The organism is Rhodanobacteraceae bacterium (assembly GCA_024234055.1).
GTDB lineage: Bacteria > Pseudomonadota > Gammaproteobacteria > Xanthomonadales > SZUA-5 > JADKFD01.
This window is the reverse complement of record JACKOW010000001.1, coordinates 976,281-1,000,662: the sequence shown is the minus strand read 5'-3', so window position 1 is coordinate 1,000,662 and position 24,382 is coordinate 976,281. Positions and strand designations below refer to the sequence as shown.

The following is a 24,382-nucleotide window of genomic DNA, read 5'->3' as shown; positions in this document are numbered from 1 at the left end:
AGGCTCTGGCGCGTTTTCTTGTATGGTGGTCGGGCAACTAGTTCTAGTGCCAGTCTGAACCCGGACCACTACATCTAGTGGTGGCAACGGTCGGGGAGTTTGAGTAAGCCGGGGCCATCCGTCAAGCGCGAATCGACCCGATTGTGACCCGGAGCCGGCGCAACCGACGAGCGGCGTTGTCGCCCCTCAGACACTTGCGCACCAGCTGCAGCGGTGGCGCCCTCCGCCCCGGCAGCAGGGCTCGCGATCAGATCCCGCGGATCATGTCGTCCACCGAGCGCGGGTGGGCGTAGAGAAAGCCCTGACCCATGCCGCAACCCAGATTCTGCAGGGCCTCACACTGCTCCTGGGTTTCGATGCCCTCACCAATCACTTCCAGTCTCAGCGAATCGGCCAAGGCATGGATGGCGCGGACGACCGCCGTGCTGCCACCATCGCGACCGGGATGAAGATCGCTGACGAAGGAGCGATCGATCTTGAGCGAGTGAATCGGAAACCGATGCAGATAGCTGAGCGAGGAATAGCCGGTGCCGAAATCGTCGAGCTGTACCAGCACGCCGGCCTCACGCAGGCGTTCCAGCAGGCGTCGGACATGGTCGGGATTGTCCAGCAGGGCGCCCTCGGTCACCTCCAGGCGCACCCGGCGCGGATCCAGCCCCTGGGCGCCGATAAGGCGCAATACCGATTGGTCGAAATCGGCGGCCCGCAGCTGTCTCGCCGAGACATTGATGCTGATGTAGGCATCCCGTACCGGCAGCCGGTGCGCATCACGACAGGCCAGCGCAAACATCTGCCAGTCAATCTGTTCGATCGAGCCGTTGTCTTCCGCCACGTTCAGGAACTCGCCCGGCGACAGCAATCCACGCTCGCTGTGGCGCCAGCGCAGCAGCGCCTCGTAACCTACCACCGAGGCATCCTCCAGACGCACGATGGCCTGAAAATGCGGTTCGAACTCGCCGCGCGCCAGCGCCCGACGCAGATCGCCTTCCAGATCGAGGACCCGCAGGGCTTCGGCCCGCAAGCGTTCGTCAAACAGCTCGATGCGCTGACGCCCCTGCGCCTTGGCCCTATACATGGCCACATCGGCGTCGCGCAGCAATTCCTCGGGTCGCGTATAGCGCGAATGGGCGAAGGCGATGCCGATGCTGGCCGAGGTAAACAGTTCCTTGCCGCCGATGCGCATGGGTTCGGACAGCGAGGAAATCAGCCGTTCGGCGACGAAGGTGGCGCGATCCGGATGTTCCAGATTATCCAGCAGCACGGCAAATTCGTCGCCGCCCAGACGGGCTACGGTATCGGGTTCGCGCAGCGCATGCGCCAGGCGTTCGGCTGCCTGCTTGAGCAACTCATCGCCGACCAGATGACCGACGCTGTCGTTGATCACCTTGAATCTGTCCAGATCCAGGAACAGCACGGCAAAACCGTGGGACTCGTTGCGCTTGTAGCGTGCCAACGCCCGCGCCAGCCGGTCCAGCAGCAGGGCGCGGTTGGGCAGACCGGTGAGCGTGTCGTGCAGCGCCTGGTACTTGAGCGTGTCCTCGATGCGCTCGCGCTCGACGATCTGATCGGTCAACTCGCGATTGGCCACTGCCAGTTCACGGGTACGGTCGGCCACGCGCAGTTCCAGATCGGAATAGGCACTGAGCAGCGAATCGCGGGCACGCTTGCGCTCCAGACCGTTGGCGATGTGATAGGCGACGAAAGTCAACAACTCCTGATCACGCGGCGTGAACAGATTGTCCATCGAATAGCTCTGGACTGCGATCACGCCCACCGCGCGCTCATCGCAGACCAGCGGCACACCGAGCCAGGATACCGAGCGCGGGCCGAAACTCACCACATCGCCCGCCGCCGCCAGCGCCTCGATCGCGTCACGGTCCACCAGCACCGGGTGCACGCTGCGCAACACGTATTCGGTCAGACCCTTGGAAATTCTGCGGCGCGCGCGGATGTTGTCGCGTTCGTCGACGGAATAGGGAAATTCCAGATACTCGCCGTCGTCGGACAGCAGCGCGATATAGAAATTGCGGGCGTACAGCAACTGGCTGACGATGCCGTGCACCTCGGCATAGAACTCTTCGAGCGAATCGGCCGTGCTGGAAATCTCGGCGATGCGGTAGAGCGCGGCCTGCAGCCGCTCGCTGCGCTCGCGCTCCCGAACCTCCAGGCGCAAGCCATCATTGGCGCTGGCGAGTTCATGGGTGCGCTGCTCGACATGGAGTTCGAGGTCTTCCTGGGCCCGCTTGCGATCGAGCGCCGTCAGGATGTGCTGGGCGACGTAGCTCAGCAGCGTGCGGTCATCCTCGGTAAAGGTGTGCTCGGCGCTGTAGCTCTGCACCACCAGGGCGCCACGTACCGCGCCCGGGTTACCCACAGGCACACCCAGCCAGCTGATGCTGGCCGGGCCCAAAGGGAATTCACCACTCAGACCCAAGGCCTCGCGCAGCTGGTCGGACGGCCCCATCTGGGACCGACCACTGCGTATCATGGCCAGGCTGATGCTGTTTTCCAGCTCGCTGATCGGAAAGGCCTGACCCGGATCAGGCGGGTCCTGATCCTCGGTATCGGCAAAGTACAGAAAGCGGATGTGGGCGCCATCCGGGTCCACCTGCAGGATGAAGAAGTTCTCCGCATACATGAGCTCGCCCATGATCTTGTGCACGCCATGCAGCATGTCGGGCATGTCGAGGTCAGAGCTGGCCATGTCGGCGATCGCATAGAGCGCTCGCTGCAGGCGTTCGGCCCGCTCCAGTCGGGTGACCGCCTGGGTGAGCGAATCCAGCTCCAGCAGGCGCCCAACCGCTCCGGCCACGTCTTCGCGGAACTGGGCCCATTCAGCCCGCCGGGGAAAGACTGTCCCCATCGGGCATGCCAGAGACGCGCCTCCCATGACCCCCGCGACCAGCTCCTGGCGAGCCAGCGGCAATCGATCGCGGCTTTCGGGCGCCAGTCGCAACAGTTGGCTCTCCGCTGCCCCAAGCGTGCCAACGGGTGCGATCTGCCAACCGACGCGGTCGTCCGGCCCCGCCGAGCGTGACCACCAGATCAACGCGACTGGCCCGAATCGGAAACGCCGATGGGCCTCGCGGGAAACCAGATGCCCCAGCGTGACGAGATCGGAGGCTCGCAGCAATTCACGAACGAAGGCGGCATTGCTGCCGCTCGTGAGATGCTCCTGCCCCACAGACACCATCTCCTGCACGCGTTCGCCCTGATGAAGCCTGAATACATATTAGTGCAGAGGCGGCACCCTGGTGACAGTCCCGGTGAAATTTCAGCTCATGCGACCAGACCCATCGACGCTGTCGACGAATGTTCCGAACTGCGCGTGGCCACGGCGGTCATGTTCATATGAAAGATCGGCAATTGGCATTCACCCGGCGGCTGCTGCAGGATAGGCCTCCGAAAATCCGCGCGCGTCCCGGGAGCAGATCATGATCTACAGCAATATTCTGGACACCATCGGCGGCACGCCGGTCGTCCGCATCAACCGACTGGCCCCGCCGGGCGTCGAGATGTACGTCAAGGTCGAATCCTTCAACCCAGGGGCCTCGGTCAAGGACCGCCTGGCGCTGGCCATCATCCAGGACGCCGAGGCCCGTGGCACCCTCAAGCCCGGGCAAACCGTCATCGAAGCCACCAGCGGCAATACCGGCATCGCTCTGGCCATGGTCTGCGCCGCGCGCGGCTATCCTTTTGTGTCGGTGATGGTCGAGACCTTCTCCATCGAGCGCCGCAAGATCATGCGCGGCTATGGCGCCAAGGTGATCCTGACGCCGGCCGCAGAACGCGGCACCGGCATGGTCCGGCGTGCCGAGGAACTGGCCCGCAAGCACGGCTGGTTTCTGGCCCAGCAGTTCGAGAACCCGGCCAATCCGGCCTATCACCGCAGCACCACGGGCCCGGAAATCCTGCGCGATTTCGCCAACCGGCGCCTGGACTATTTCGTCAGTGGCTGGGGTACCGGCGGCACCATGACCGGGGCCGGACAGATGCTCAAGCTGGCGCGACCCGACATCAAGATCGTGACCACGGAACCGGCCGGTGCCCAATTACTGGCGGGCCAGCCCTGGGCACCGCACAAGATCCAGGGCTGGACCCCGGATTTCGTGCCGGCGGTGCTTGATCGCACAGTCTTCGACGAGAACGTGCCTGTCGATGACCTGACAGCGCGCGACACTGCGCGCCTGCTGGCCCACCACGAAGGCCTGTTCGTCGGCATTTCCGCCGGCGCCACCTTTGCCGCAGCGCTGGAAGTGGCGCGCAAGGCCAGCGCCGGCAGCGTGATCCTGGCCATGCTCCCCGACACCGGCGAACGCTATCTGTCGACTTTCCTGTTCGAGGGCGTGCCCGAGGGTTCCGACGACGAGTGGCTGGCGGCGCAGTAGCGGGCACGGGGCACGGGGCACGGGGCACGGGGCACGGGGCACGGGGCACGGGGCACGGGGCACGGGGCACGGGAAAAGGCTCGCATGCCTGATGGTTCATTGCGAGCCAATTGTGTGAACCCGACACTGCATACGGGTAATGAACCAAAAGCCTGCGTGCAAGAGCGCCCTTGCGGCGCGACCGCTGCGGCGGACCTGCGGTTTGCCAGTCGCGACGCAAGGTCGCTCCTACAGGCAAGCTGGCGGTTCATGGCCCGTGGGCAGTTTCAGGCCGAATCAGGTGGCTCGCAATCACGCCTGACGTTGTCCGGGTCAGAGCGCAGACTCGCCAACTGCCCGCTCTTCCCCCTGCCCCTTTTCTCCCCTGCCCCGCTTCTACGGCCCCAACGGCGGCAGGCGCACCTCGAAACAGGCGCCGCCCAAGGACTCGGAGCGGCTGACCTTCATCTCGCCGTCATAGGAGGCGACGATGTCGCCGATGATCGACAGGCCGATGCCGTGGCCCTGCACGCGCTCGTCGCCGCGCACGCCGCGCTTGAGCACCTCGCTGATCTTGTCTTCCGGTATGCCCGGGCCATCGTCCTCCACCCGCAGCAGCAGGCCCGGACGACGGGCGCGGGCCTGATCGATGGGCGCAGCCGTCAGCAACACCCGCGACTTGCACCACTTGAAGGCATTGTCGAGCAGATTGCCGAGCAGTTCCATCAGATCGCCCTTGTCGCCGTGGAACACGCTGCGCTCGTCGACCTCGAACTCGGCCAGAGCGCCCTTGCGGGCGTAGACCTTTTCCAGCGTCAGTGCGATTTCCTCGGCATGCGCCAGCACCGGCAGCGGCGCGGCGTAGGTTTGATGCCCGGATTTGGCGGCGCGGGCCAGCTGGTAGGCGACGATTTCATCCATCCGCACCACCTGCTCCAGGCCGGAGCGCTTGAGCTTGTCGACCTCTGTCTCGTTCTCGATCAGACCACGCATCACTGCCAGCGGCGTCTTCAGGCTGTGGGCCAGATCGCCCAGCGTGTTGCGATATCGCCGCAGATGCTCGCGCTCGCTGCGGATGAAATCGTTGAGTCCGCGCGTGAGCGCCGCCAGTTCCAAGGGATAGTTGCCGGATAGCTGCTCGGACTCGCCGCGCTCGACCAGCGACAGATCGCGGGCCACGGCACGCAGCGGGCGCAGACTCCAGAACAGCAACAGGGCCTGAAACATCAGCAGCAGCAGCCCCAGCCCACCGAGCACCACCCACATGGTCTCGCGGAAGGCGCCGATCTGGCGCTTGACCGAACTCTGGTTCTCGCCGACGTTGATGGTCAGCCGCACATCCTTGCCGCTGGGCGAACGGGCCTCGAACAGCACGCCCATGCTGAGCATGTAAACGCCGCCAACACGGGTACGGATCGGCCCCTTGTAGGTCATCTCACCCGGCTTGAGTGCATCCTCGAAGGGCAGATCGCGATCCAGCGCCGAGCGCGACTCCCAGCGGAAATTCTCGGCGTAGACCGAGGCATACAGGCCGGAGCCGGGGCGGTCCAGCCGCGGTTCAGGCAGGAATTCAGGCACCAGCACGGCACCACCCACCGAGATATCGGTGCGGGCCAGAAAGGAATACAGCACCGATTGCAAGCGCTCGCGCAGCACCGAGTAGGCCCAGTTCTCGAATGCCCGCTCCAGCGCATAGCCGGTGAGCCCGATGAAGGCCGCCAGCACCAGACTGGCGGCCAGCAGCGAACGCGCCGCAAGCGAGAACTGGCGCCTGGCGCTCATTCGGGCGTGCTTACCTTATTGAGTGGCAACTGACCAGACACAGCATTTTCCGCAAAGGACGCAAAGGACGCGAAGGAAGGCAATGCACCCCGGCAAACAGTCGCGCGCGCCAAGGCTGCCGCAATCCCGATGTCAATCTGGCTCTCTTTGCGTCCTTTGCGTCCTTTGCGGACAAAAAACAGAACGTCCGGATCGCCTCCAAACCCGAGTTCCCATAACCGCACCAAGTTGAGCGGCCGGTGCGGTCATGGACGCCCTCAGGACGTACGCGGTATCGAAAAACGATAGCCGCGGCCGCGCACGGTCTCGATCGGCTTGAGCTCGCCTTCCGGATCGAGCTTCTTGCGCAAACGGCCGATGAAGACTTCGATGACATTGCTGTCGCGATCGAAATCCTGCTCGTAGATGTGCTCGGTCAGATCGCTCTTGGAGACCAGCTCGCCGGCATGCAGGATCAGATACTCCAGCACCTTGTACTCGTAGCTGGTCAAATCGACCGACTGGTCGTTGACGGTAACCGACTGCGCTGTGGTGTCGAGCTTGACTGGGCCGCATTCCAGCAGCGGCTTGCTCCAGCCGGCGCTGCGCCGAACCAGGGCGTTCATGCGTGCCAGCAATTCTTCGATATGGAAGGGCTTGACCAGATAGTCGTCGGCCCCGCACTTGAGGCCCTCGACCTTGTCCTCCCAGCTGCCGCGCGCGGTCAGGATCAGGATCGGATAGCGACGACCGGACTCGCGCAGGCGCTTGACCACCTCCAGCCCGGGCAGCTTGGGCAGGCCGAGATCAACGATGGCGACATCGAAGGGGACCTCCTTGCCCATGTACACGCCCTCATCGCCATCGGCGGCGGTATCCACGGCAAAGCCCTCGCGTTGCAGACGCGCGGCCAGGGTTTCACGCAGGGGTGCTTCGTCTTCGACCAACAGGACTCGCATGGGCAGGCTCCTTGAAAGCGCTCAGGCTGGAATCTGGAAAATGCGTACACGACCGTCGGGCATCAATACCTTGATGCGATAGACAACCGTACCACGGGTTCGAATGGTATCGGCAGCCAGTACCTTGCCGCCGGTCTCCCGTTCGACCTGCTCGATCGCTTCCTTCAGGGTAGCCGCTTCCGCGGGCCAGGCGGCCCACAGTGTCAGCCACGCGATCAATGCAATTCGGAACAAGGACGACATGCTCGGCACTGGTTATGCGTACTCCATGCATCATAGTCGGCGCGGAGGCGCCAGACCACGGAAGCTGCATCCTTGCAGACCGGGCTCTAGCCCAACCTGAACGAGGTTCAGGAGAAGTCTGAAACTCTTCGAATTTGCCAGCAGCGTGTGCCGCACAGCGGCTCACCGGGGCTTTGCCGCGTCAACTCCCGGACAGCGCTACGCGCAGTTCCGGCCGAGGGAACTGGTGTCGGTTATTGGTGTCGGTGTCGGAGAAAAGCCGTTGCTCACTCCGACACCGACACCAGCAACCGACACCCGCTCTACCAACCCTGCCGCAGCCGCGCTGTCAACGCCTCCGCGGTCGCCGGCAGCGTTTCCACCTGTGCCGGCCGTGCGAGCAGCGCCGCGAGCGCTGGCGGTACATCGACGGCGTGCCCGATCAGCGGCTCGACCACATCGTCGAACTTCGCCGGATGTGCAGTGGCCACCAACAGCATCGGGGCGCCGTCACCGTGCTGACGCAGTTGCGCCATGATCTCGACCGCGCAGGCCGTGTGCGGGCACCAGATCTGATGGTAGTCACGCTCGCCCTCGGCAATGCGCGCGCGAATGCGCGCGTCATCGACCCGATGGGCGTGGATGCCACTGGCGCGCAGATCCCGGTCCCGGAAGAACCAGGCCAGGCGTTCGAAGTTGCTCGGATCGCCGACATCCATGGCGTTGGCCAGGGTCGCGATGCTGGGACGACCGCGGTAGTTCGCGCCTCCGAAAAATTCGGATAGCGTCGGATTGGCATTGGTGGCGAAAAGCACGTCGCCCAAGGGGAGCCCCATTTCCCGAACTAGCACCGCCGCCAGCGCATTGCCCAGATTCCCGGTGGGAATGATCAGCGTCGGCGCCGCGAATGGATCTCCCGGATCCCGGGTCCCGGGTCCCCGGTCCCGAGCCAGCTTCAAGGCCGCGTAGGCGTAATACGCCATCTGCGGCAGCAGCCGACCCAGCGAGATGCTGTTGGCGCTGGTCAGGGCGTAGCGCGAGGCCAGCTGGCGATCGCCGAGCAGCTGTTTGACCACGCGCTGGCAGTCGTCAAAACTGCCATCCACCTTGAAGGCATGCACATTGTCGCCAAAGGCGCCGAGCTGATGCGCCTGGCGTGCCGACACCCGGCCATCGGGATACAGGATGACCACCTGAAAGCCGGGACGCCGATGGAAGGCAGCGGCGACCGCGCCACCGGTGTCACCGGAGGTGGCCACCAGTACCGTGCGCAAAGGGTCATCGCGCGTGCGCAATCGCGCCAGACAGGCAGCCAGGAAGCGCGCGGCAAAATCCTTGAAGGCCGCGGTGGGGCCGTGAAACAACTCCAGCAGCCAACTGCGTCCGTTCTCGATCTCGACGATGGGCACCGGCAAGTCCAGCGCCTCGCGACAGATCTCACCCAGCTTCGGTGCCAGCGAGCTGCCGGCGAAGAACGGCGTCAGCAGGCGCTCGGCGACTTCGGGCAAGCTCTGGCAGCCCTCGAAATCATCGATGTTGAACGCCGGAAGGCGTTCGGGTACGTACAGCCCGCCGTCGGCAGCCAGCCCGGCCGACAGCGCCGCATCCAGCGTCACCGGCCATTCCTGACGGGCATCGCGGGTACTGAAGTAGCGCATGATCCTGGAATCCTCAGTTGGACGGGGTAGAGTGTGCGGTTTTGGGGGTGTAGGGCAAGGCGCAATGAAGCTGGAATAGCGAGCTATTCCGACGAGTTGCAACGCAGCGATGCGCCGCCAAAAGCGTGCAATCTGCCCCGTAGCGAACTCGCCTGATGGGTGACGGACCAGAATCTCGAAAGCCCGAAGAATCAGCGTGCTATGGGCGCCGAAAAGCGGTCAACTGAGGATTCCAGGATTATTCGCTCCTGCTGATCACGCTGGCGCCGCTGTTGGCAACGGCGCTGATGAGGATGTCACTGGCCAGCCCGGCCTCGGCGAAAGCCGCCGACATGGCCTCGCCCGCGGCAGTGGCGGCGTCGCGCTGCTCGAACCAGGCGAATACGCTGGGGCCGGCACCGGAAATTGATGCGCCGAGCGCGCCGGCGTCGAGCGCTGCCTGCTTGACTGCGGCGAATCCCGGGATCAGCGAGGAACGGCGCGGTTCCACCAGCACATCGCGCAGGCCGCGCCGGATCAACTCGAAACTGCTGGTGTAGCAACCGGCCAGCACCAGCGCCAGGCCTTCGCTCTGGGCCACGAATTCACTCAGCGCAAACACCCCGCGCAGGGCTTCGCGGGCCTTGCGTGTCTCCAGCACGAAGTGCGGGTGCACCAGCACCGCAATCAGACCCGGCGGCACCGGAATCGGTACCAGCCGATCGGGCGTCGCCAGCACCAGACCACCCAGCAACTGGGGGCCAACATTGTCGCCATGCAGGCTGCCGCTGGCGGCACGCTCGCCTTCCAGCGCATAGGGATAGAGCTGTGCCGGCGTCAGCGGCTCGGCCAGCAAGGCATTGGCCGCCGTCAGCGCCGCCGTCGCCGAGGCCGCTGAACCGCCCAGGCCCGAACCCAGCGGAATGCCCTTGTCGATCTCGAGCTCGACGCCGAAATCCAGGTCCAGCGCCGCCCGCCAAGCCGCCACCGCCCGCGCCGCCGTGTTGTTTTCCGCGTCGAAGGGCAGATCGGTCACCACCCCGGTGATCCCCCGAACCCGCACGATCGGCTCGGCAATCCGCGTAGCCGTCACCCGATCCCCGATTCCCTCCAAGGCATGCCCGAGCAGATCAAACCCCACACCTACATTGCCGACGCTCGCAGGCGCAAAAGCCGATGCCGTGCGAGCGCCAGCCCTTCCCTTTTCCATTTTCCCTTTTCCCTTTTTCTGCTCTTCACTCACAACGGTGCCCCGAGTGACGACGCCACCCGCAGCAGATCGGCAAACACACCGGCGGCGGTCACGTCCGGGCCAGCGCCCGGGCCGCGCACGATCAGTGGATTGTTGCGGTAGCGCGAGGTGGCGAAGGACACGATGTTGTCGGTCAGCGCAATGTGCGCAAAAGGATGAAAGGCCGGCAGTGCCTTCAGCACCACCTCGGCACGGCCATCGGCTTCCAGCACCGCGCAATAACGCAACACCTGATGGCCATCGCGAGCCGCCTTGAAGCGCTCGTGCATGGGCACGTCCATACAGGACAAGCCGCTCAGGAACTCTTCGATGCTGGCATCGGCCAGCTCGGCTGGCACCAGCGACTCGACGTGAACCTGATCCACCGACAGCTGCATGCCCATCTCGCGCGCCAGGATCACCAGCTTGCGGGCCACGTCCAGACCCGAGAGGTCATCACGCGGGTCGGGTTCGGTATACCCGGCCGACTTGGCCTGCCGCACCAGCTCCGAGAACGGAACTTCGCCGTCGTAGCGATTGAACAGATAGGCCAGCGTGCCGGAGAAGATGCCCTCGATGCGCTCGATGCGGTCACCGGTATCGATCAGATCGCGCAGCGTGCCGATCACTGGCAGACCGGCGCCCACGGTGGCTTCGTAACGCCAGCGCGCGCGCCCGCTGCGGGCCGCCGCCTGTACCGCCTGATAGCGCTCGAAGGGTCCACCGCCGGCCTGCTTGTTTGGGGTCAGCACATGGATGCCAGCCGCCAGCCAGCGCGGATAGTGATCGGCCACTTCGGAACTGGCCGAGCAGTCGATGATCACCGCATGCGGCAGATGCTCGGCCTGCACGTGCCGGGCAAAGGCGTCGAGATCACAAGGCACTCCCTTGTCCTCCAGCGCTTCGCGCCAGTGACTGAGATCCAGCCGCTGTTCGTCGAGCAGCATCTTGCGCGAGCTGGCCAGCGCGCGCACGCGCAGATCCAGATGGGTCTCGCGCAGCAGCCGGCCACGGGCCTCGGCAATCTGGTGCACCAGGGCTTGACCCACCTGCCCCGGCCCGATGATGCCGATCGACAGCGTCTGCGCGGACAGATAGAAACCTGCGTGCACCGCGCGCAGCGCACGCGTGGCCTCGCCCTCGGCAATCGCCACCGAGATATTGCGCTCCGACGAGCCCTGGGCGATGGCGCGCACATTGACCTTGGCGCGACCCAGCGCATTGAACAGCAGGGCGCAGATGCCCGGCGTACCGGCCATGCCCTCGCCGACCACGGCGAGCACGCTGATGCCGCGCTCCGACATCACCCGCTGGATCTGCCCACGCGCGATTTCACGGGCGAAGGCCTCGGCCAGCACCTCACGGGCACGGTCCGCGTCGTCAGCCTTGATCACGCAGCAGATCGAGTGCTCGGACGAGCCCTGCGAGATCATGGTGACCGACACCCTGGCGTCGCGCAGCGCCGCAAAAACGCGCTCGGCGGTGCCATGCACGCCGATCATGCCGGCGCCCTCGATGGTGACGATGGCCATGCCGCCAATCGTGGTGATGCCCTTGATCGGCGGCTCGGCGCCGCCTTCGGCATCGATTCGGGTGCCGGGATGATCCGGATTGAAGGTGTTGCGGATGAACACCGGAATACCCTTGGCGGTGGCCGGGGCCATCGTCTGCGGATGGATCACCTTGGCGCCGAAATAGGCCAGCTCGAAAGCTTCCTCGTAGGACACATGGTCCAGCACCATGGCCTCGGGCACACGCCGCGGGTCGGCCGAGAGCACGCCGTCGACATCGGTCCAGATATGAATTTCGGCAGCGTCGAACAGGGCCCCGAAGATGCTGGCTGAATAGTCGCTGCCGTTGCGCCCCAGCGTGGTAATGCGGCCATCCGACAGCCGCCGGGCAATGAAACCCGTGACCACCACGCGCTTGCCAGGGTGATGGCGACGATATTCCGCCAGCAGCTTCTCGCTGGGCAGCCAGTCCACCGCCACATTGAGTTCGGTGGCGGTCACCCGCAAGACCTCGCGGGCATCCAGGAATTCGGCAGTCTCGCCCAGCGCCCGGAAATGCGCCGAGAGCATCTGCGCCGACCAGACTTCGCCCAGTCCCGCCACAAGTTCGACGATCTCGACCGGCACGGTGCCGAGCAGTTCTACACTGCGCAGCAGGTGGGCGAGATCGGCAAAGCTCTGGTCCAGCGCCGCCGCAAAGGCCGGCGCCTGCTGTCCGAGCAACTCGTCGGCTGTGGCCAGATGTCGCTGTTTGAGCGCCGCGAGCTCGGCCGCCCAGTGGCCGGAGCGAGTCGCGGCCTTCTCGGTAATGCCGATCAGGGTGTCGGTAACCCCCTGCATGGCCGATACCACGACCACTTGAGCTTCATCGTCGCGCTTGACCATGAGTCGGGCGACGGCTTGATATCGGGCAGCGTTGGCAACACTGGACCCGCCAAACTTGTGGGCGATCCACCGCATAGTGCGAGTTTCCTGATGGTTGATGCGGCGAAGCGACCCTCCCCGGCGCTCCGAACCTGCGACAGTGCCAGAGACCGGGCAGAGGAATCAATCCGTGAGGTGTTTGTCCAGGGTGTGAAGATGGTTGTCGGTTGTCGGTTGTCGGTTGTCGGTTGTCGGCGCGAGTACTCCGGCTGCGGGTTGCAGCCCTCAGGACTCGCCAAACTACGACGTCATTGCGAGGAACGACGTGACGAAGCAATCCAGCCGGTCGCCGACAAGGCCCTGGATGACTTCCGCTGGATCAAGTCCGGGGTCGCAATGATGCTTTGGGAGTTCAAGCGGACCTGGAACGGTGTCCGACCCTAAGGAGCGTCCAGACAAGTCTGGACGTACCACAGCAAGAGACACGCCAGCCCGCGCCTTGGCCTACACCGACAACCGACAACCAACAACCCGCTAAAAACCCACCCACTCGGTCTGCGGCCCGTAGCCGCCGGGCACGCCCTTGCTGACCACGGCCACGGCGTCGTGCGGGTGCAGGCTTTCCTGGTGCACGGCGCGGGCCCAGAAGTCGGCGATGCGCGGATCGGCCGCCAGCGCCGCGCGCACGCGCCGTCCCGCGTCTTCGCAAAACATCAGATTAGCGCCGTTCAAGCGCGCAAAAGCCTGTTCATCCTCGCGCTTGACCGCGGTCTGCACCGGTGTCTTCAACGCGGATTCCAGCAGATCAATGAAGTCGACGATCGGGAAATCCTGGAAACTCGGCAACAGACGGGCCCGCAACTGCATCAGGCTGCGCTGGCTGTGCGGCGTGGCCATGATGCCCTGCTCGGTGCCGAGCCAGGCCCGCACCTTGGCGTGATCCAGCGGCGCATCGACGGCAAAGTCCTGGGAGAACTGTTCCTGGATCAGCTGCCGCGCCAGCGCTGCCGAACACGGGCAGGTGCTGGAGTAAACCACCTCCGTCGCCAATTCCAGGCTGTAATGGCCGCGCTCGTACAGTGCCGAAATCGACACCGGATAGCGGCGCCAGCCGCTCTTGTCGCTGGCCAGCGCCGGGCGGCGCAGCATGTGATCGAAACGGATGCGCAGGGAGGCGCTGTCGCTCAGATCCTGATGCGAATCCAGGAAATCACGCAGCAGACCGTGCACCGAACGCGGTGTCAGGCTTTCCTCGCTCAGATGCCGGTCCACGTGCAGATACAGACGTGACATGTGGATGCCGCGGGCCTCGGCCCGGCGCAGATTGACGTAGGCACTGACCCGCGCTGGCGATTGCACTACCTTGCCATCGACGCCGATCAGGGTCACCGGCGCCTCGATGGCATCCATCCCTACCCAATCGAGCTGGCCGGCATGCTCCGATGCCAGTCCCTGGGCAATATCGGGCATGGCCCGCACCGTGGCTTCGCTACGCATCTGTCGCTGAACTCCTGTCATCCGGCACCGTTGCCGGGAAGGCCGCCATTGACGACCCTGCTGAAGGCGCGATGCTAGCGGCGCCGACGTGCTGCAGGCGTCAAGTGTAGCCCAATGGCGTCGAGCGCCGGCACGAGGGCCTGGACGGGGGCACGGGACGCGGGGCACGGGGCACGGGGCACGGGGCACGAGGGCACGAGGGCACGAGGGCACGAGGGCACGAGGGCACGAGGGCACGAGGGCACGAAAAAGGCTACGGGCTTCGGGCTCGTGATAGGGTCGGAGCGGCCTATGGCCGCCCCGCCCTCCGAACCGTACGTGCGGTTCTCCCGCATACGGCTCTCCAGCGGGTGGTTTCCTCATCGGGATTGGCTCGCTCGGCCACGGGCTGTGGTCAGGGTGTACAGCCCGAGCTGGGCGAAGTAGGCAATCACTTGCCTCCTTGGACGCCGTTACCCAGCGCCGCCAACATGCGGTCGGTCCAAATGCTCCGGTCTACCCAACCCAAACCCTCGGGCCGGTTCGACGTCGCTTGCCTAGGCTCAGCCAATACCGCGACTTCACTTGCGTTCTCGGTCATCAGATACCTTCCACCTCCACCACACCTATCCCGCTTCCCTACCCGTGGTTTATGGTGACCACGGCTCTCGCGTACGATCCAGTTGGACTCAGGCAGAGGAGCGGCCCTCCAAACCCTGCGCGACGTCCCCGCCACGCGCCCCCACCACCACATCGCCGACACGGTACTACCAGGACTCTGACTCCTGCCGACCACACCCCGACCGACAGGTCTCCTCGCTTCACTCACACACACGTCCCAGCGTTCCACCTCCAACCACGCGGACGACCCGGTCATCGCTTTACACGCCAAAACAGCGTGACCGATGTGTTCCAGACTTCGCCATAACCCAGCAAGCTCGTCGTCGTTCCACGCCGAATCGAGTTCGTCTCCTGCAGACCGCCAGTTCGCTTCCGGTTGCTCTCCACCCCACCTCACGGCGACGCAGTTACCCTCAGCTACGGGGCCTTGGCTTACCCCGGCACGGACTTCCACCGTGCTGTGTGTGTGCGCTTGCGAGCGCACTAGGTCCAGACTTGTCTGGACGCTTCTTCAGCACATCGCCAAGAGCGTCCGGACAAGTCCGGACCCACAAGAGCAGACGTGACTCCGTTCCGCTCTCCATGAACCCATATCGTAGGTTGTTGATGCGTCATTGCGAGGAGCGCAGCGACGAAGCAATCCAGGGTAGCGCCGCACACCCCTGGATTGCTTCCCCCGGATCAAGTTCGGGGTCGCAAAGACGCCGGGGGTTCATGGCCCGTGGGCAGTTTCAGGCCGATACAGGTGGCTCGCAATGACGCCATCAATGACCTCATTCCGTGCCCCCGCCCTCGTGCCCTCAAGCATCTTCCACTAGAACAAGCTCAACTGCGCCGCCACCGCCGATGGGCGCTCCTGTTCCTGTTCGCCGGCGAAGGCGGGCAGATCCGCCAGTTCGGCGCCGGAATGCTGCAGTCGTTGGTACAAGCGACGCGCCAGTTCCGGTGCGTGGCGGTCGTCCGGGGTGTGGGTGAAGAAGTACGGCGACAGTCCGGCCTTCAGCCACTGCGACAGCGTATCCACCCAGATCCCGAGATAGTCGTCCGCGGCCTCCACCTGATTCTGACCCACAAAGCGCACCATCGGGCGCTGACCGATGGCCTGGGTGCGCAGGGGCAAGGCCGGCTTGCGCGACTGGGCCTGCTCGGTGCTCGCATCCAGTCGGGCACCGGCATGCACGCAGCGGGTATCGAACAGACAGCGATCGATGGAATGTTCGCGCAGCAATTCGTGCAGCGCGACCTCGTTGGCGCCCTGATCAAAGAAATCGGGATGGCGCACTTCCACCGCGTACTCGAACTCACCGGGCAGCTGCCGCAGAAAGGCGCGCAACACGTCCAGGTGCATCGCCCCGAAACGTGGCCCCAGCTGCAGCATGAACGGCCCCAGCCGCGGGCCCAGTGGGGCCATCAGCTTCAGGAATTCCGACGTTTCGATGCCACAGTTGCGCAGCATCATTCGATGACTGATGTGGCTGGGAAACTTGAAGCAGAAGCGAAAGCTCTCCGGCGTCTCATCGCGCCAGCGCGCCACCGCCGCGCTGCTGGGCAGGGCGTAAAAGGTGGAATTGCCTTCGACGCAGCCGAACACCTGCGCGTATTGAGTCAGGTAATCCTTGCGCTCGGCGCCACGCGTATACAGCGCACCACGCCAATCGGCGCAAGCCCATACCGGACAACCCATTCTCAGCGTCGAGGTCATCGGCCGATCCTACGCCGATGCGTCGCCTGCATGAAACCTGGACCGGACGGCAAGGTCCTGCCAGGAGCGGACGCGAAGATCACGAAGGAGGGGCAGAAAGGGCGCGAAGGGAAGCGTCGGAGACGGACAAGGCGGGCTGATGCTTTTCGAAACCAGTGGCGGTGCAGCGTATCCAATCCCGCAGCAGATTCTGGTCCTGCCCCGTGCCCCGATGGGACAAACCTGAGCTCGCGTCAAGCGCAGCCGCCCGGACTCCCATCAATGGTGCTCTCCTTCGCGTCCTTTCTGCTTCTCCTTGGCGTCCTTCGCGTCTTGCTTCTGGCCGCACCACCAACGAGGTCAATGGTTTTCGCGAACCGCGACGGCCTTCTGACCTATCCTCCGGCAGTCAGAGAACTGCTCATCCGCGATCAACCCATGGCAGGAACCCGCTACCGAGCGCCGCAGGCACCATCGACCGCCGTGATCACGCGTGCCGGCTTCGAGCGTCTGCGCGCCGAACTGGACGAACTCTGGCGTGTGCGCCGACCCGAGGTGGTGCTCGCGCTGAGCGCGGCGGCGGCCGAGGGTGACCGTTCGGAGAACGCCGAATACACCTATCGCAAGCGTCAACTCGGCGAGATTGATCGACGCGTGCGCTATCTGACCAAGCGTCTGGAGCAGATGCGGGTGGTGGACACGGTTCCTGCCGATCCGCGCGCCGTCTTCTTCGGCGCCTGGCTGCTGCTGGAAGCGCTTGATGAGGAGCGCGAGCTGAAGGTGCGCATCGTCGGCCCCGATGAAACGGATGCGAAATTGGGTTGGATCAGCATTGATTCTCCGCTGGCGCGGGCAGCATTGAAGAAGCGCATCGACGACGAGTTCGAGGTCGAACTGCCCGCCGGCCGCGCCCGCTATGTGATTGTCGAGGTCAGTTACGCGGGGCCAGTCTAGGCACCGGCTCAGCTCGTGAACCCAGGCCAGACCTGCGAGATCAGGCGCGCATCCATCCCAAAAGCCGCTCCGAGCCCATCCTGTCGCCCACGGCGCGGTCGCCGAATTGAGCCGACACCGGCAGTCACTGCCCTCACAGCATGTCGCCTGAGTCAAGCCGCTCCGCGAAGCGGACTCGGCTTGAACGAATTGTCAGGTTGCCGCCCGAGGGCAACGGCTCAGGAGCCCTTCGATGCGCCCGCGCGTGTAGCGTTGAAGCAACACCGGATAGAGGTTCACCAGGACATTGCCCGCAGTCAAATACGCCGCCCAGCCGTGCCAACCCACACTCCACGCATACGCCGCAGAAACCGCGCCAAGGGCCAACAGAACGATGTGGCCACGCTCGCTCTGTCTGGTGCGCACGATAAATGCGATTGCCGACTTCCGGCACCTGATCAATCGAAAGCTCGGGTCTTTCCGTCGCTCCCAGCGGTTCGCGAAATCTCCGTTTGGTGCGAACTTCCGGAAAACGAGCACGCCGAGTCGCTCGTACAGGCGGCCGGAGCGCTCGAAGCGGTGTATGCGGAAGTAGCGATCAGGCAAGGCCCACCACAGCGCGATGCATGCAGCAACGGGAAGCAGGAACCAAGCTCCCGGCAGGAGTTCACCGCTCGGGTACGCAAAGGGCCTCAGCGGCCCCCAGATGTACAGCCAGAACATCATCAGCGGGCCAAGCCACCCGCCCGCCATGCTGGCGAATGGGACGATGTTCAGCCCATGCGTGGGCGGATCGAGCAGCGGCGGTTCGCTTCGCATGGCCCAACGGCTCCAGAATCCTCCGGGGCAGCCTAGCACGAAGTTCTGAGCGCTCTTCTCCGCGTTGTCGCCGCTTTTCCTTTGCATCCTCTGTGTCCAGCTTCTGGCCAAAACCTGCCTCCAGCCAGGTCCGTCGCGAAGCGGATTGCGCCGCGAGGGTGCGTCTGCAGTTCGAGTTTCACGGGGCGGGTCGATCAATCTGCTGCGCCGCAACACATCCTCTCCTTGGCGCGATCCAGGTCAAGGCGTAGTGTCGGTGAAGCCACCATCATCGGTGCCTGCAGGATGAAAAAACGGCTGGCACGGTCGCCAGCCACCCAGAGAGACGCCGTGCCGATCGCGCCCGATTCGGACGATCGCCGCGGCTGACCACCAGCCAGGGAGACTCCGCTCATGCCCGCCTATACCACTGATCAGATTCGCAACGTCGCGCTCGTGGGCCACGCCGGCGCCGGCAAGACTTCATTGTTTGAAGCCCTGCTCTATGCCGGCGGCGCCACCACCACGCAGGGCTCGCTGGAGCGCGGCACCACCGTGTCCGATTTCGACCCGATGGAACGTGATCGCCAGCATTCGATCGGCAGTTCCATCGCCTCCATTGACCATGCCGATACCCACATCAACCTGATCGACACTCCGGGATACCCGGATTTCCGCGGCCCCACCCTATCAGCGCTGGCTGCGGTGGAAACCTGCGCCATCGTGGTCAATGCCAGCAACGGCATCGAGTACTCGACCACGCGCATGATGGAGTACGCCAAGGGTCGGCGGCTGTGCCGCTTGCTGATCGTCAACAAGATCGATCAGGACGGCAATGATCTGGAGATGCTGGTCGAGCAGTTGCGCGAGAGTTTCGGCAACGAGTGCCTGCCGATCAACCTGCCGGCGAAGGGCCGTTCCGCGGTCGTCGACTGCTTCTTCAACCCCAGCGGCGAATCGGATTTCTCGTCGGTGGCCGAAGCCCACCAACGCATCATCGACCAGGTGGTCGAGATCAATGAAGACATCATGGGCCGCTATCTGGAGGAGGGTGAAGAGGGCTTGTCCGGCGCAGAACTGCACGACGCCTTCGAGCAATGCCTGCGCGAGGGCCATCTGGTGCCGATCTGTTTTGTCTCCACCCGCAGCGGCGCCGGTGTCAAGGAACTGCTGGATCTGTTCGAGAAGCTGATGCCGAATCCGGCCGAGGCCAATCCGCCACTGTTCGTCAAGGGCAGCGGCGCCAAGGCCGAACCCTTCCGCACCGAGCCGGACCCCGCCAAGCATGTGGTGGCCGACGTCTTCAAGATCGTCAATGACCCCTTCGTCGGCAAGCTCAGCGTGTTCCGCATCTATCAGGGCACGGTGCGCAAGGACACTCAACTGCTGATCGATGATGGCAAGAAACCGTTCAAGGTCGGGCATCTGTTCAAGCTCCGTGGCAAGGATCACATGGAGATCGAGGACGCGATCCCCGGTGACATTGCCGCGGTGGCCAAGATCGAGGACATCCACTTCGACGCGGTGCTGCACGACAGCCACGACGAGGACGAGATCCGCCTCAAGCCGATCAATTTTCCGCAGCCGATGTTCGGCCTGGCCATCGAGCCGGCCACCCGCGGTCAGGAGCAGAAGCTGGCCACGGCGCTGCACAAGCTGTCCGAGGAGGATCCCTGTTTCCGCATCGAGCATCACAAGGAACTGAATGAAACCGTGATCCGCGGCTTGGGTGAATTGCATCTGCGGGTCATGCTGGAGCGCATGAAGGAGCGCTACAGCGTCGATGTGCTCACCCGTCCGCCGCGCATCGCCTACCGGGAAACCGTTTCAGCCAATGCCGATGGCCATCATCGGCACAAGAAGCAGACCGGCGGTGCCGGCCAGTTCGGCGAGGTTTACCTGCGCATCGAGCCATTGCCGCGCGGCGCAGGTTTCGAGTTCGTTGACGAGGTCAAGGGCGGCACCATTCCCGGCCAGTTCCTGCCGGCCATCGAAAAGGGCGTGCGCCAGGTGCTGGACCAAGGCGTCATCGCCGGCTATCAGATCCATGATGTGCGCGTCATCGTCTACGACGGCAAGCACCATCCGGTGGACTCCAAGGAAGTAGCCTTCATCAGCGCTGGCAAGAAAGCCTTCATTGATGCCGTGACCAAGGCCAGGCCGCTGGTGCTGGAGCCCATCGTCAATCTCGATGTGACCATTCCGGCCGAGCATGTCGGCGACATCACCGGCGGCCTCGCCACCAAACGCGCCAGAATCAACGGCACCGACTCCCTGCGCGGCGACGAGATGATCGTCAAGGCCCAGGCGCCGCTGGCGGAAATCTCCGAATACAGCAATGAGCTGAAGGCCGTCACCGCCGGACGCGGGCGCTACACCATCGAACTCAGCCACTACGAAGCGGTCCCCGGGAACGTGCAGAAGCAGCTGGTGGAGAGCTACAAGCCCAGGCATGAGGAGGAGTAGTTGCCAAGGGCACGAGGGCGGGAGGGCACGAGGGCACGAGGGCACGAGGGCACGAGGGCACGGGGGCACGGGGGCACGGGGGCACGGGGGCACGAGGGCACGCTAGATCAAGGGCCGACGTCGAGGCAACCTCTGCGCGCCCTCGTGTGTTCTACCCGCTCGATGCGCGAATACGCGTACCGACCTGGATGACTGGGACTCCAACTGGGGGCCGGGACTCGACTGTGGGAGCCGGCTTTGCCGGCGATTCGCTTGCTGGACGGATGCCTTGCGCGGACGCAGATCACCCCGAACCAAATGCCATAACACATTGTTTTAATAGCTTGAGATCGATAGGACACAGAAGAACAAGGGCTCGCGGCAAGGCTGCGTTTTACGTGCCCTCGCGCCCTCTTACCCTCGTCCCCGCCACACCAACTCTGGCAACCCGCGCTCCCTCAACCTCAGACCGGTTTATCCGCCGCAGCGCTGCGCACTTCGTGCTGGCGCCCCGCCACGAAGCCTACCCAGGCGGTCACACCGGCCATGATCGCGCCCCAGAGGTAGATGCCGCCGGTGCCGAGGCCCAGCAGCCCCATGCCCTTGATTGACCACTGCGTGGCGACATCGCTCAAACGATAGACAAAGGTGTCGATGAAGCTCTTGCCCTTGTAGCGGACTTCGCGATTGAGCGTGGTGTAGCAGCTGGCGATCGCGGGTTCGCCGAAGGCGAAGCGGATGCCGCGACTCAGCACCTGAAACAGCCCGATCATGAACGCCGTCGGCAGCACGACCAGCGCACCGAGTCCGGCCATCAGCATCAGCGGCATCAGGGTCATCAGCCGCGCGGTACCCAGACGCAGGAATAGCCAGCGCGCCAGGAACACTTCCAGCGTGAAGGCCAGCAGATTGGTCAGCAGATCGATTCGGGCAAAATAGGCTGCACGCAGGGCGTCGTCCGCGTACAGCACGCGGACCATGAAGCCCTGCTGCTGATAGAGGATGCCGCCGCCGATACCACTCAGCAGCATCAACAGGGCCAGCCAGCGCAATGGGATCTGCTGCACGACCAATCGGAAGGCGGCCAGACTGGTGCCGCCAATGAGCGCATCCATGTCGCCGGCGTCGGCGCGCCCGCTGGCGGCCCTGGCATGACGACCGAGCAGAATGGCGCAGCCCATCGACAGCGCCAGGAAGCCGAAGGACAGCAGCAGCACGCCATCGATGTCGATGTGTCCGGCCAGCAGCATGGTCAGCCCGGCACCGCTCAGGCCGCCGGCCGATCCGCCCGCGGCAATGAACCCGAACACCCGCTTGGCCTGTCCCGGGTCGAAGACATCGGTCATGTAGCTCCAGAACACCGAGACCGTGAACAGATTCGCCACCGACAGCCAGATGTAGAACACCAGGGCCATGCCGGTGCGCCATTCGGGCACTTGCCACACCGCCAGAAAACCAAGGATGCAAGCCAGAAAGAAGGCGTAGACCACCGGCACGAAGACCCGCCGGGCAAAGCGAGAAACCAGCGCGCCGTAGAGCGGCTGAGCCAGCAGCATGCACAGGAAACTGCCGGTGTAGAGCCAGTTGTAGAATTCGGGCCCGATGCGTACGCCCATGGCTTCACGCACCGATCGCAGCATGTAGTAGCTGGTCAGCAAGCCGAAGAAATAGACAAAGGCGATCAGCAGCGCTGCGCGCTCACGCCGGTCTACCTCGAACAGGGCTTTCAACTGCATCCTGACAGTGCCTTGGTTGAGCTGCGCTGCAGCATGAATGAAGCCGGGTCGAGACAGCGTTGGGGCTACCCGAGGCTGAGAGGCATCATGCCCAAAGGGCGCCCGGTCGACCAGTCACATCAACGCTCGATCGCCAATGTCCCGACGACTTCTGCCGGGATTCTTCGAATCCGGCGGACTGCGAGCCCACATGTCTCACACCTGTTGCGAAAGATCGCGCAGGGCTTTGCGACTCGCGCCAGGCGCGACGACGAGGAATGGTGATTCCATGGCGAGGAGGAGCAACGCAGCGATAGTCGCAAAGAACCAGCGAGGTCCGCAAAGCGGGCAGATGCAGCCAAACACTCTGTGACTGGCGCGTTCCTCGGAATCGCCTTGTGCCACTAGAAGATTGGGGGCATCTGCTCGCGCAGGTGTGAGGAATGCGGGCTAGACTCATCCGAAGGTCCTGGACGAGGTCAACCTAGATGGGTTTCACGCAGACGCCGCCACAATTGTCCAACCCATACCTGACCGACCGAGTCCTGCAATCGGTGCTGCGCCGTGCCATGCCGCCCGCACTGTTCGAGCATTTTCACGAGGAAGCCAACGAGCTCGGCCAGGTCATCGCCGACGAACTGTACCCGCAGCAACTGCGAGAACGGCAGATCGAGCCCGTGCATACCCCTTTCGATCCCTGGGGCCGGCGCATCGATCACATCGAACTCACGCCACTCTGGAAGGCCATGCCGCAGTTGGCGACTCGCTTCGGCCTGGTCTGGCATGGTTACGACCAGAGCAAGGGCGCCCACGCCCGTTTGTTCCAGTTTGGCATGGTCTACCTTGCCAGCGCCGCCAGCGATTTCTACACCTGCCCGCTGGCCATGACCGACGGTGCAGCCCGGGCGCTGGTGGAATCCGGCAACTCGGCGCTGGTGCAAAGAGCCCTGCCGCACCTGACTGCGCGCGAGGCGCACCAACTCTGGACCAGTGGCCAGTGGATGACCGAAACCAGCGGCGGCTCGGATGTTGGCGGTACCGAGACTCGCGCCGAAGTAGACGCGGACGGCCAGTGGCGAGTCCATGGTCGCAAGTGGTTCACCTCGGCGGCAACTTCGGAGATGGCATTGCTGCTGGCGCGGCCTGCTGGCAATGCCGAGGGCACCGACGGCCTGGCCTTGTTCTACTGCGAACCGCGCGACCGCGGCGGTCGTTTGCAGAACATCACCATCGACCGGCTCAAGGACAAGCTTGGCAGCCGCAAGCTGCCCACAGCGGAACTGCGGCTGGACGGCACCCCGGTGGAGCTGGTCGGCGAGCCCAGCCATGGCGTACGCATGATCGCCCCGGTACTGAACCAGACCCGCGTATGGAACGCGCTGGCGGCGCTGAGCGTTTACCGCCGCGGCTTGCAGTTGCTGCGCGACTACGCAGCACGGCGCCGGGTTTTTGGTCGCATGCTCCGCGAACAGCCCTTGCATCAACACACCTTGGCCGGATTGCAGGCAGAGTTCGAAGCCGGACTGCACCTGTCCCTGTACGTGGCCGAGATGCTGGGCAAGTCCGAGCTCGGTCTGCTGGATGATCGCCATCGCTTGCTGCTGCGATTGCTGATACCGATCACCAAGCTGCTGACCGCCAGGCAGACCGTCGCCGGCATCAGCGAGATCGTCGAAGGCTTTGGTGGTGCCGGATACATCGAAGACACCGGGCTGCCGGCATTGCTGCGCGACGCCCAGGTGTTCAGCATCTGGGAAGGCACCACCAATGTGCTGTCACTGGATGCCCTGAAGATTCTGTCCAGTGATCACACCTGGTCCGCCTTGCATGCGGCCCTGGTGGCCCTGCTCAGCCAGACTGGGTCCGAATTCGACGCCATTGCCACGCAGATAAGAGATGGCTACGAGTCGGCCTACGCGGCGCTGCACCATGAACACGGCGCGAATCGCGGCGAAGCGTTCGCGCGCGGAATCGCCATGACCCTGGGTCGCTGTTTCGCGCTGGCCGTGCTGCTGCGCCACGCGGCCTGGTCGCTGCGTGCAGAGGGCGATCCACGACCAGCGGCAGCGGCGCGACGGTTTTCTGCCCATGGCCTGATCTGCCTGCAGGCGGGTGAGGCGCTGGACTCACGCATTCTGGCCATCGACGAACTGGAGTAGCT

15 protein-coding genes are annotated in these 24,382 nt (G+C 64.3%); 4 read left to right on the top strand and 11 right to left on the bottom strand.

Going from position 1 to position 24,382, the window contains the following annotated elements; genetic code table 11:
- Positions 1 to 247 precede the first annotated feature (247 nt).
- Positions 248 to 3,193 carry an EAL domain-containing protein gene (locus H7A19_04035; GenBank protein MCP5473992.1) on the bottom strand — a complete coding sequence of 982 codons (2,946 nt, stop codon included), beginning with the start codon at positions 3,191 to 3,193 and terminating at the stop codon, positions 248 to 250.
- Between the two features lie 241 nt (positions 3,194 to 3,434).
- On the opposite strand from H7A19_04035, the gene cysK reads away from it, so the two are divergent.
- Positions 3,435 to 4,388 (top strand): cysteine synthase A, encoded by a 954-nt coding sequence (gene cysK, locus H7A19_04030; protein MCP5473991.1) that lies wholly within the window; start codon positions 3,435 to 3,437, stop codon positions 4,386 to 4,388.
- A 375-nt stretch (positions 4,389 to 4,763) separates the two neighbouring features.
- Here the strand turns inward: cysK and H7A19_04025 are convergent, their stop codons facing one another.
- The 8 genes from H7A19_04025 to H7A19_03990 all read right to left on the bottom strand — a co-directional run bounded on the left by H7A19_04025 (position 4,764) and on the right by H7A19_03990 (position 16,351).
- Positions 4,764 to 6,149: a GHKL domain-containing protein gene (locus H7A19_04025; protein MCP5473990.1), complete on the bottom strand. Its 1,386-nt coding sequence runs from the start codon at positions 6,147 to 6,149 to the stop codon at positions 4,764 to 4,766.
- A gap of 257 nt (positions 6,150 to 6,406) precedes the next feature.
- Positions 6,407 to 7,087 (bottom strand): response regulator transcription factor, encoded by a 681-nt coding sequence (locus H7A19_04020; GenBank protein ID MCP5473989.1) that lies wholly within the window; start codon positions 7,085 to 7,087, stop codon positions 6,407 to 6,409.
- A 21-nt stretch (positions 7,088 to 7,108) separates the two neighbouring features.
- Entirely contained in the window at positions 7,109 to 7,330 is a 222-nt protein-coding gene (locus H7A19_04015) for a hypothetical protein (GenBank protein ID MCP5473988.1), read from the bottom strand.
- A gap of 302 nt (positions 7,331 to 7,632) precedes the next feature.
- Positions 7,633 to 8,967 (bottom strand): threonine synthase, encoded by a 1,335-nt coding sequence (thrC, locus tag H7A19_04010; protein ID MCP5473987.1) that lies wholly within the window; start codon positions 8,965 to 8,967, stop codon positions 7,633 to 7,635.
- 238 nt (positions 8,968 to 9,205) lie between these two features.
- The gene (locus H7A19_04005) at positions 9,206 to 10,156 is read right to left on the bottom strand and encodes a homoserine kinase (protein MCP5473986.1); all 951 of its coding nucleotides are present in this window, start codon (positions 10,154 to 10,156) and stop codon (positions 9,206 to 9,208) included.
- A 29-nt stretch (positions 10,157 to 10,185) separates the two neighbouring features.
- Positions 10,186 to 12,648: a bifunctional aspartate kinase/homoserine dehydrogenase I gene (gene thrA / locus H7A19_04000; protein MCP5473985.1), complete on the bottom strand. Its 2,463-nt coding sequence runs from the start codon at positions 12,646 to 12,648 to the stop codon at positions 10,186 to 10,188.
- Between the two features lie 438 nt (positions 12,649 to 13,086).
- Positions 13,087 to 14,049: a GTP cyclohydrolase I FolE2 gene (locus H7A19_03995; protein ID MCP5473984.1), complete on the bottom strand. Its 963-nt coding sequence runs from the start codon at positions 14,047 to 14,049 to the stop codon at positions 13,087 to 13,089.
- A gap of 1,414 nt (positions 14,050 to 15,463) precedes the next feature.
- The gene (locus H7A19_03990; protein MCP5473983.1) at positions 15,464 to 16,351 is read right to left on the bottom strand and encodes a DUF72 domain-containing protein; all 888 of its coding nucleotides are present in this window, start codon (positions 16,349 to 16,351) and stop codon (positions 15,464 to 15,466) included.
- Between the two features lie 417 nt (positions 16,352 to 16,768).
- Between H7A19_03990 and greB the strand changes: the two genes are divergently transcribed.
- Positions 16,769 to 17,284 (top strand): transcription elongation factor GreB, encoded by a 516-nt coding sequence (gene greB, locus H7A19_03985; GenBank protein MCP5473982.1) that lies wholly within the window; start codon positions 16,769 to 16,771, stop codon positions 17,282 to 17,284.
- Positions 17,285 to 17,476: 192 nt separating this feature from the next.
- Here greB and H7A19_03980 read toward each other — a convergent pair whose 3' ends face one another.
- Entirely contained in the window at positions 17,477 to 18,082 is a 606-nt protein-coding gene (locus H7A19_03980; protein ID MCP5473981.1) for a hypothetical protein, read from the bottom strand.
- Between the two features lie 393 nt (positions 18,083 to 18,475).
- Between H7A19_03980 and H7A19_03975 the strand changes: the two genes are divergently transcribed.
- Positions 18,476 to 20,527, top strand: coding sequence for an elongation factor G (locus H7A19_03975; protein MCP5473980.1), 2,052 nt, complete (start codon positions 18,476 to 18,478; stop codon positions 20,525 to 20,527).
- 443 nt (positions 20,528 to 20,970) lie between these two features.
- Here H7A19_03975 and H7A19_03970 read toward each other — a convergent pair whose 3' ends face one another.
- Positions 20,971 to 22,242: an MFS transporter gene (locus tag H7A19_03970; protein MCP5473979.1), complete on the bottom strand. Its 1,272-nt coding sequence runs from the start codon at positions 22,240 to 22,242 to the stop codon at positions 20,971 to 20,973.
- A 467-nt stretch (positions 22,243 to 22,709) separates the two neighbouring features.
- Here H7A19_03970 and H7A19_03965 point away from each other — a divergent pair, with 467 nt between their 5' ends.
- Positions 22,710 to 24,380 (top strand): acyl-CoA dehydrogenase family protein, encoded by a 1,671-nt coding sequence (locus H7A19_03965; GenBank protein MCP5473978.1) that lies wholly within the window; start codon positions 22,710 to 22,712, stop codon positions 24,378 to 24,380.
- The last annotated feature ends 2 nt before the right edge of the window (positions 24,381 to 24,382 follow it).

What these genes read in the sequence shown, in the direction of transcription:
- H7A19_04035 (MCP5473992.1), bottom strand. Translation starts at nt 3,193, where the DNA reads ATGGTGTCTGTGGGGCAGGAGCATCTCACGAGCGGCAGCAATGCCGCC.
- cysK (MCP5473991.1), top strand. Translation starts at nt 3,435, where the DNA reads ATGATCTACAGCAATATTCTGGACACCATCGGCGGCACGCCGGTCGTC.
- H7A19_04025 (MCP5473990.1), bottom strand. Translation starts at nt 6,149, where the DNA reads ATGAGCGCCAGGCGCCAGTTCTCGCTTGCGGCGCGTTCGCTGCTGGCC.
- H7A19_04020 (MCP5473989.1), bottom strand. Translation starts at nt 7,087, where the DNA reads ATGCGAGTCCTGTTGGTCGAAGACGAAGCACCCCTGCGTGAAACCCTG.
- H7A19_04015 (MCP5473988.1), bottom strand. Translation starts at nt 7,330, where the DNA reads ATGTCGTCCTTGTTCCGAATTGCATTGATCGCGTGGCTGACACTGTGG.
- thrC (MCP5473987.1), bottom strand. Translation starts at nt 8,967, where the DNA reads ATGCGCTACTTCAGTACCCGCGATGCCCGTCAGGAATGGCCGGTGACG.
- H7A19_04005 (MCP5473986.1), bottom strand. Translation starts at nt 10,156, where the DNA reads ATGGAAAAGGGAAGGGCTGGCGCTCGCACGGCATCGGCTTTTGCGCCT.
- thrA (MCP5473985.1), bottom strand. Translation starts at nt 12,648, where the DNA reads ATGCGGTGGATCGCCCACAAGTTTGGCGGGTCCAGTGTTGCCAACGCT.
- H7A19_03995 (MCP5473984.1), bottom strand. Translation starts at nt 14,049, where the DNA reads ATGCGTAGCGAAGCCACGGTGCGGGCCATGCCCGATATTGCCCAGGGA.
- H7A19_03990 (MCP5473983.1), bottom strand. Translation starts at nt 16,351, where the DNA reads ATGACCTCGACGCTGAGAATGGGTTGTCCGGTATGGGCTTGCGCCGAT.
- greB (MCP5473982.1), top strand. Translation starts at nt 16,769, where the DNA reads ATGGCAGGAACCCGCTACCGAGCGCCGCAGGCACCATCGACCGCCGTG.
- H7A19_03980 (MCP5473981.1), bottom strand. Translation starts at nt 18,082, where the DNA reads ATGCGAAGCGAACCGCCGCTGCTCGATCCGCCCACGCATGGGCTGAAC.
- H7A19_03975 (MCP5473980.1), top strand. Translation starts at nt 18,476, where the DNA reads ATGCCCGCCTATACCACTGATCAGATTCGCAACGTCGCGCTCGTGGGC.
- H7A19_03970 (MCP5473979.1), bottom strand. Translation starts at nt 22,242, where the DNA reads ATGCAGTTGAAAGCCCTGTTCGAGGTAGACCGGCGTGAGCGCGCAGCG.
- H7A19_03965 (MCP5473978.1), top strand. Translation starts at nt 22,710, where the DNA reads ATGGGTTTCACGCAGACGCCGCCACAATTGTCCAACCCATACCTGACC.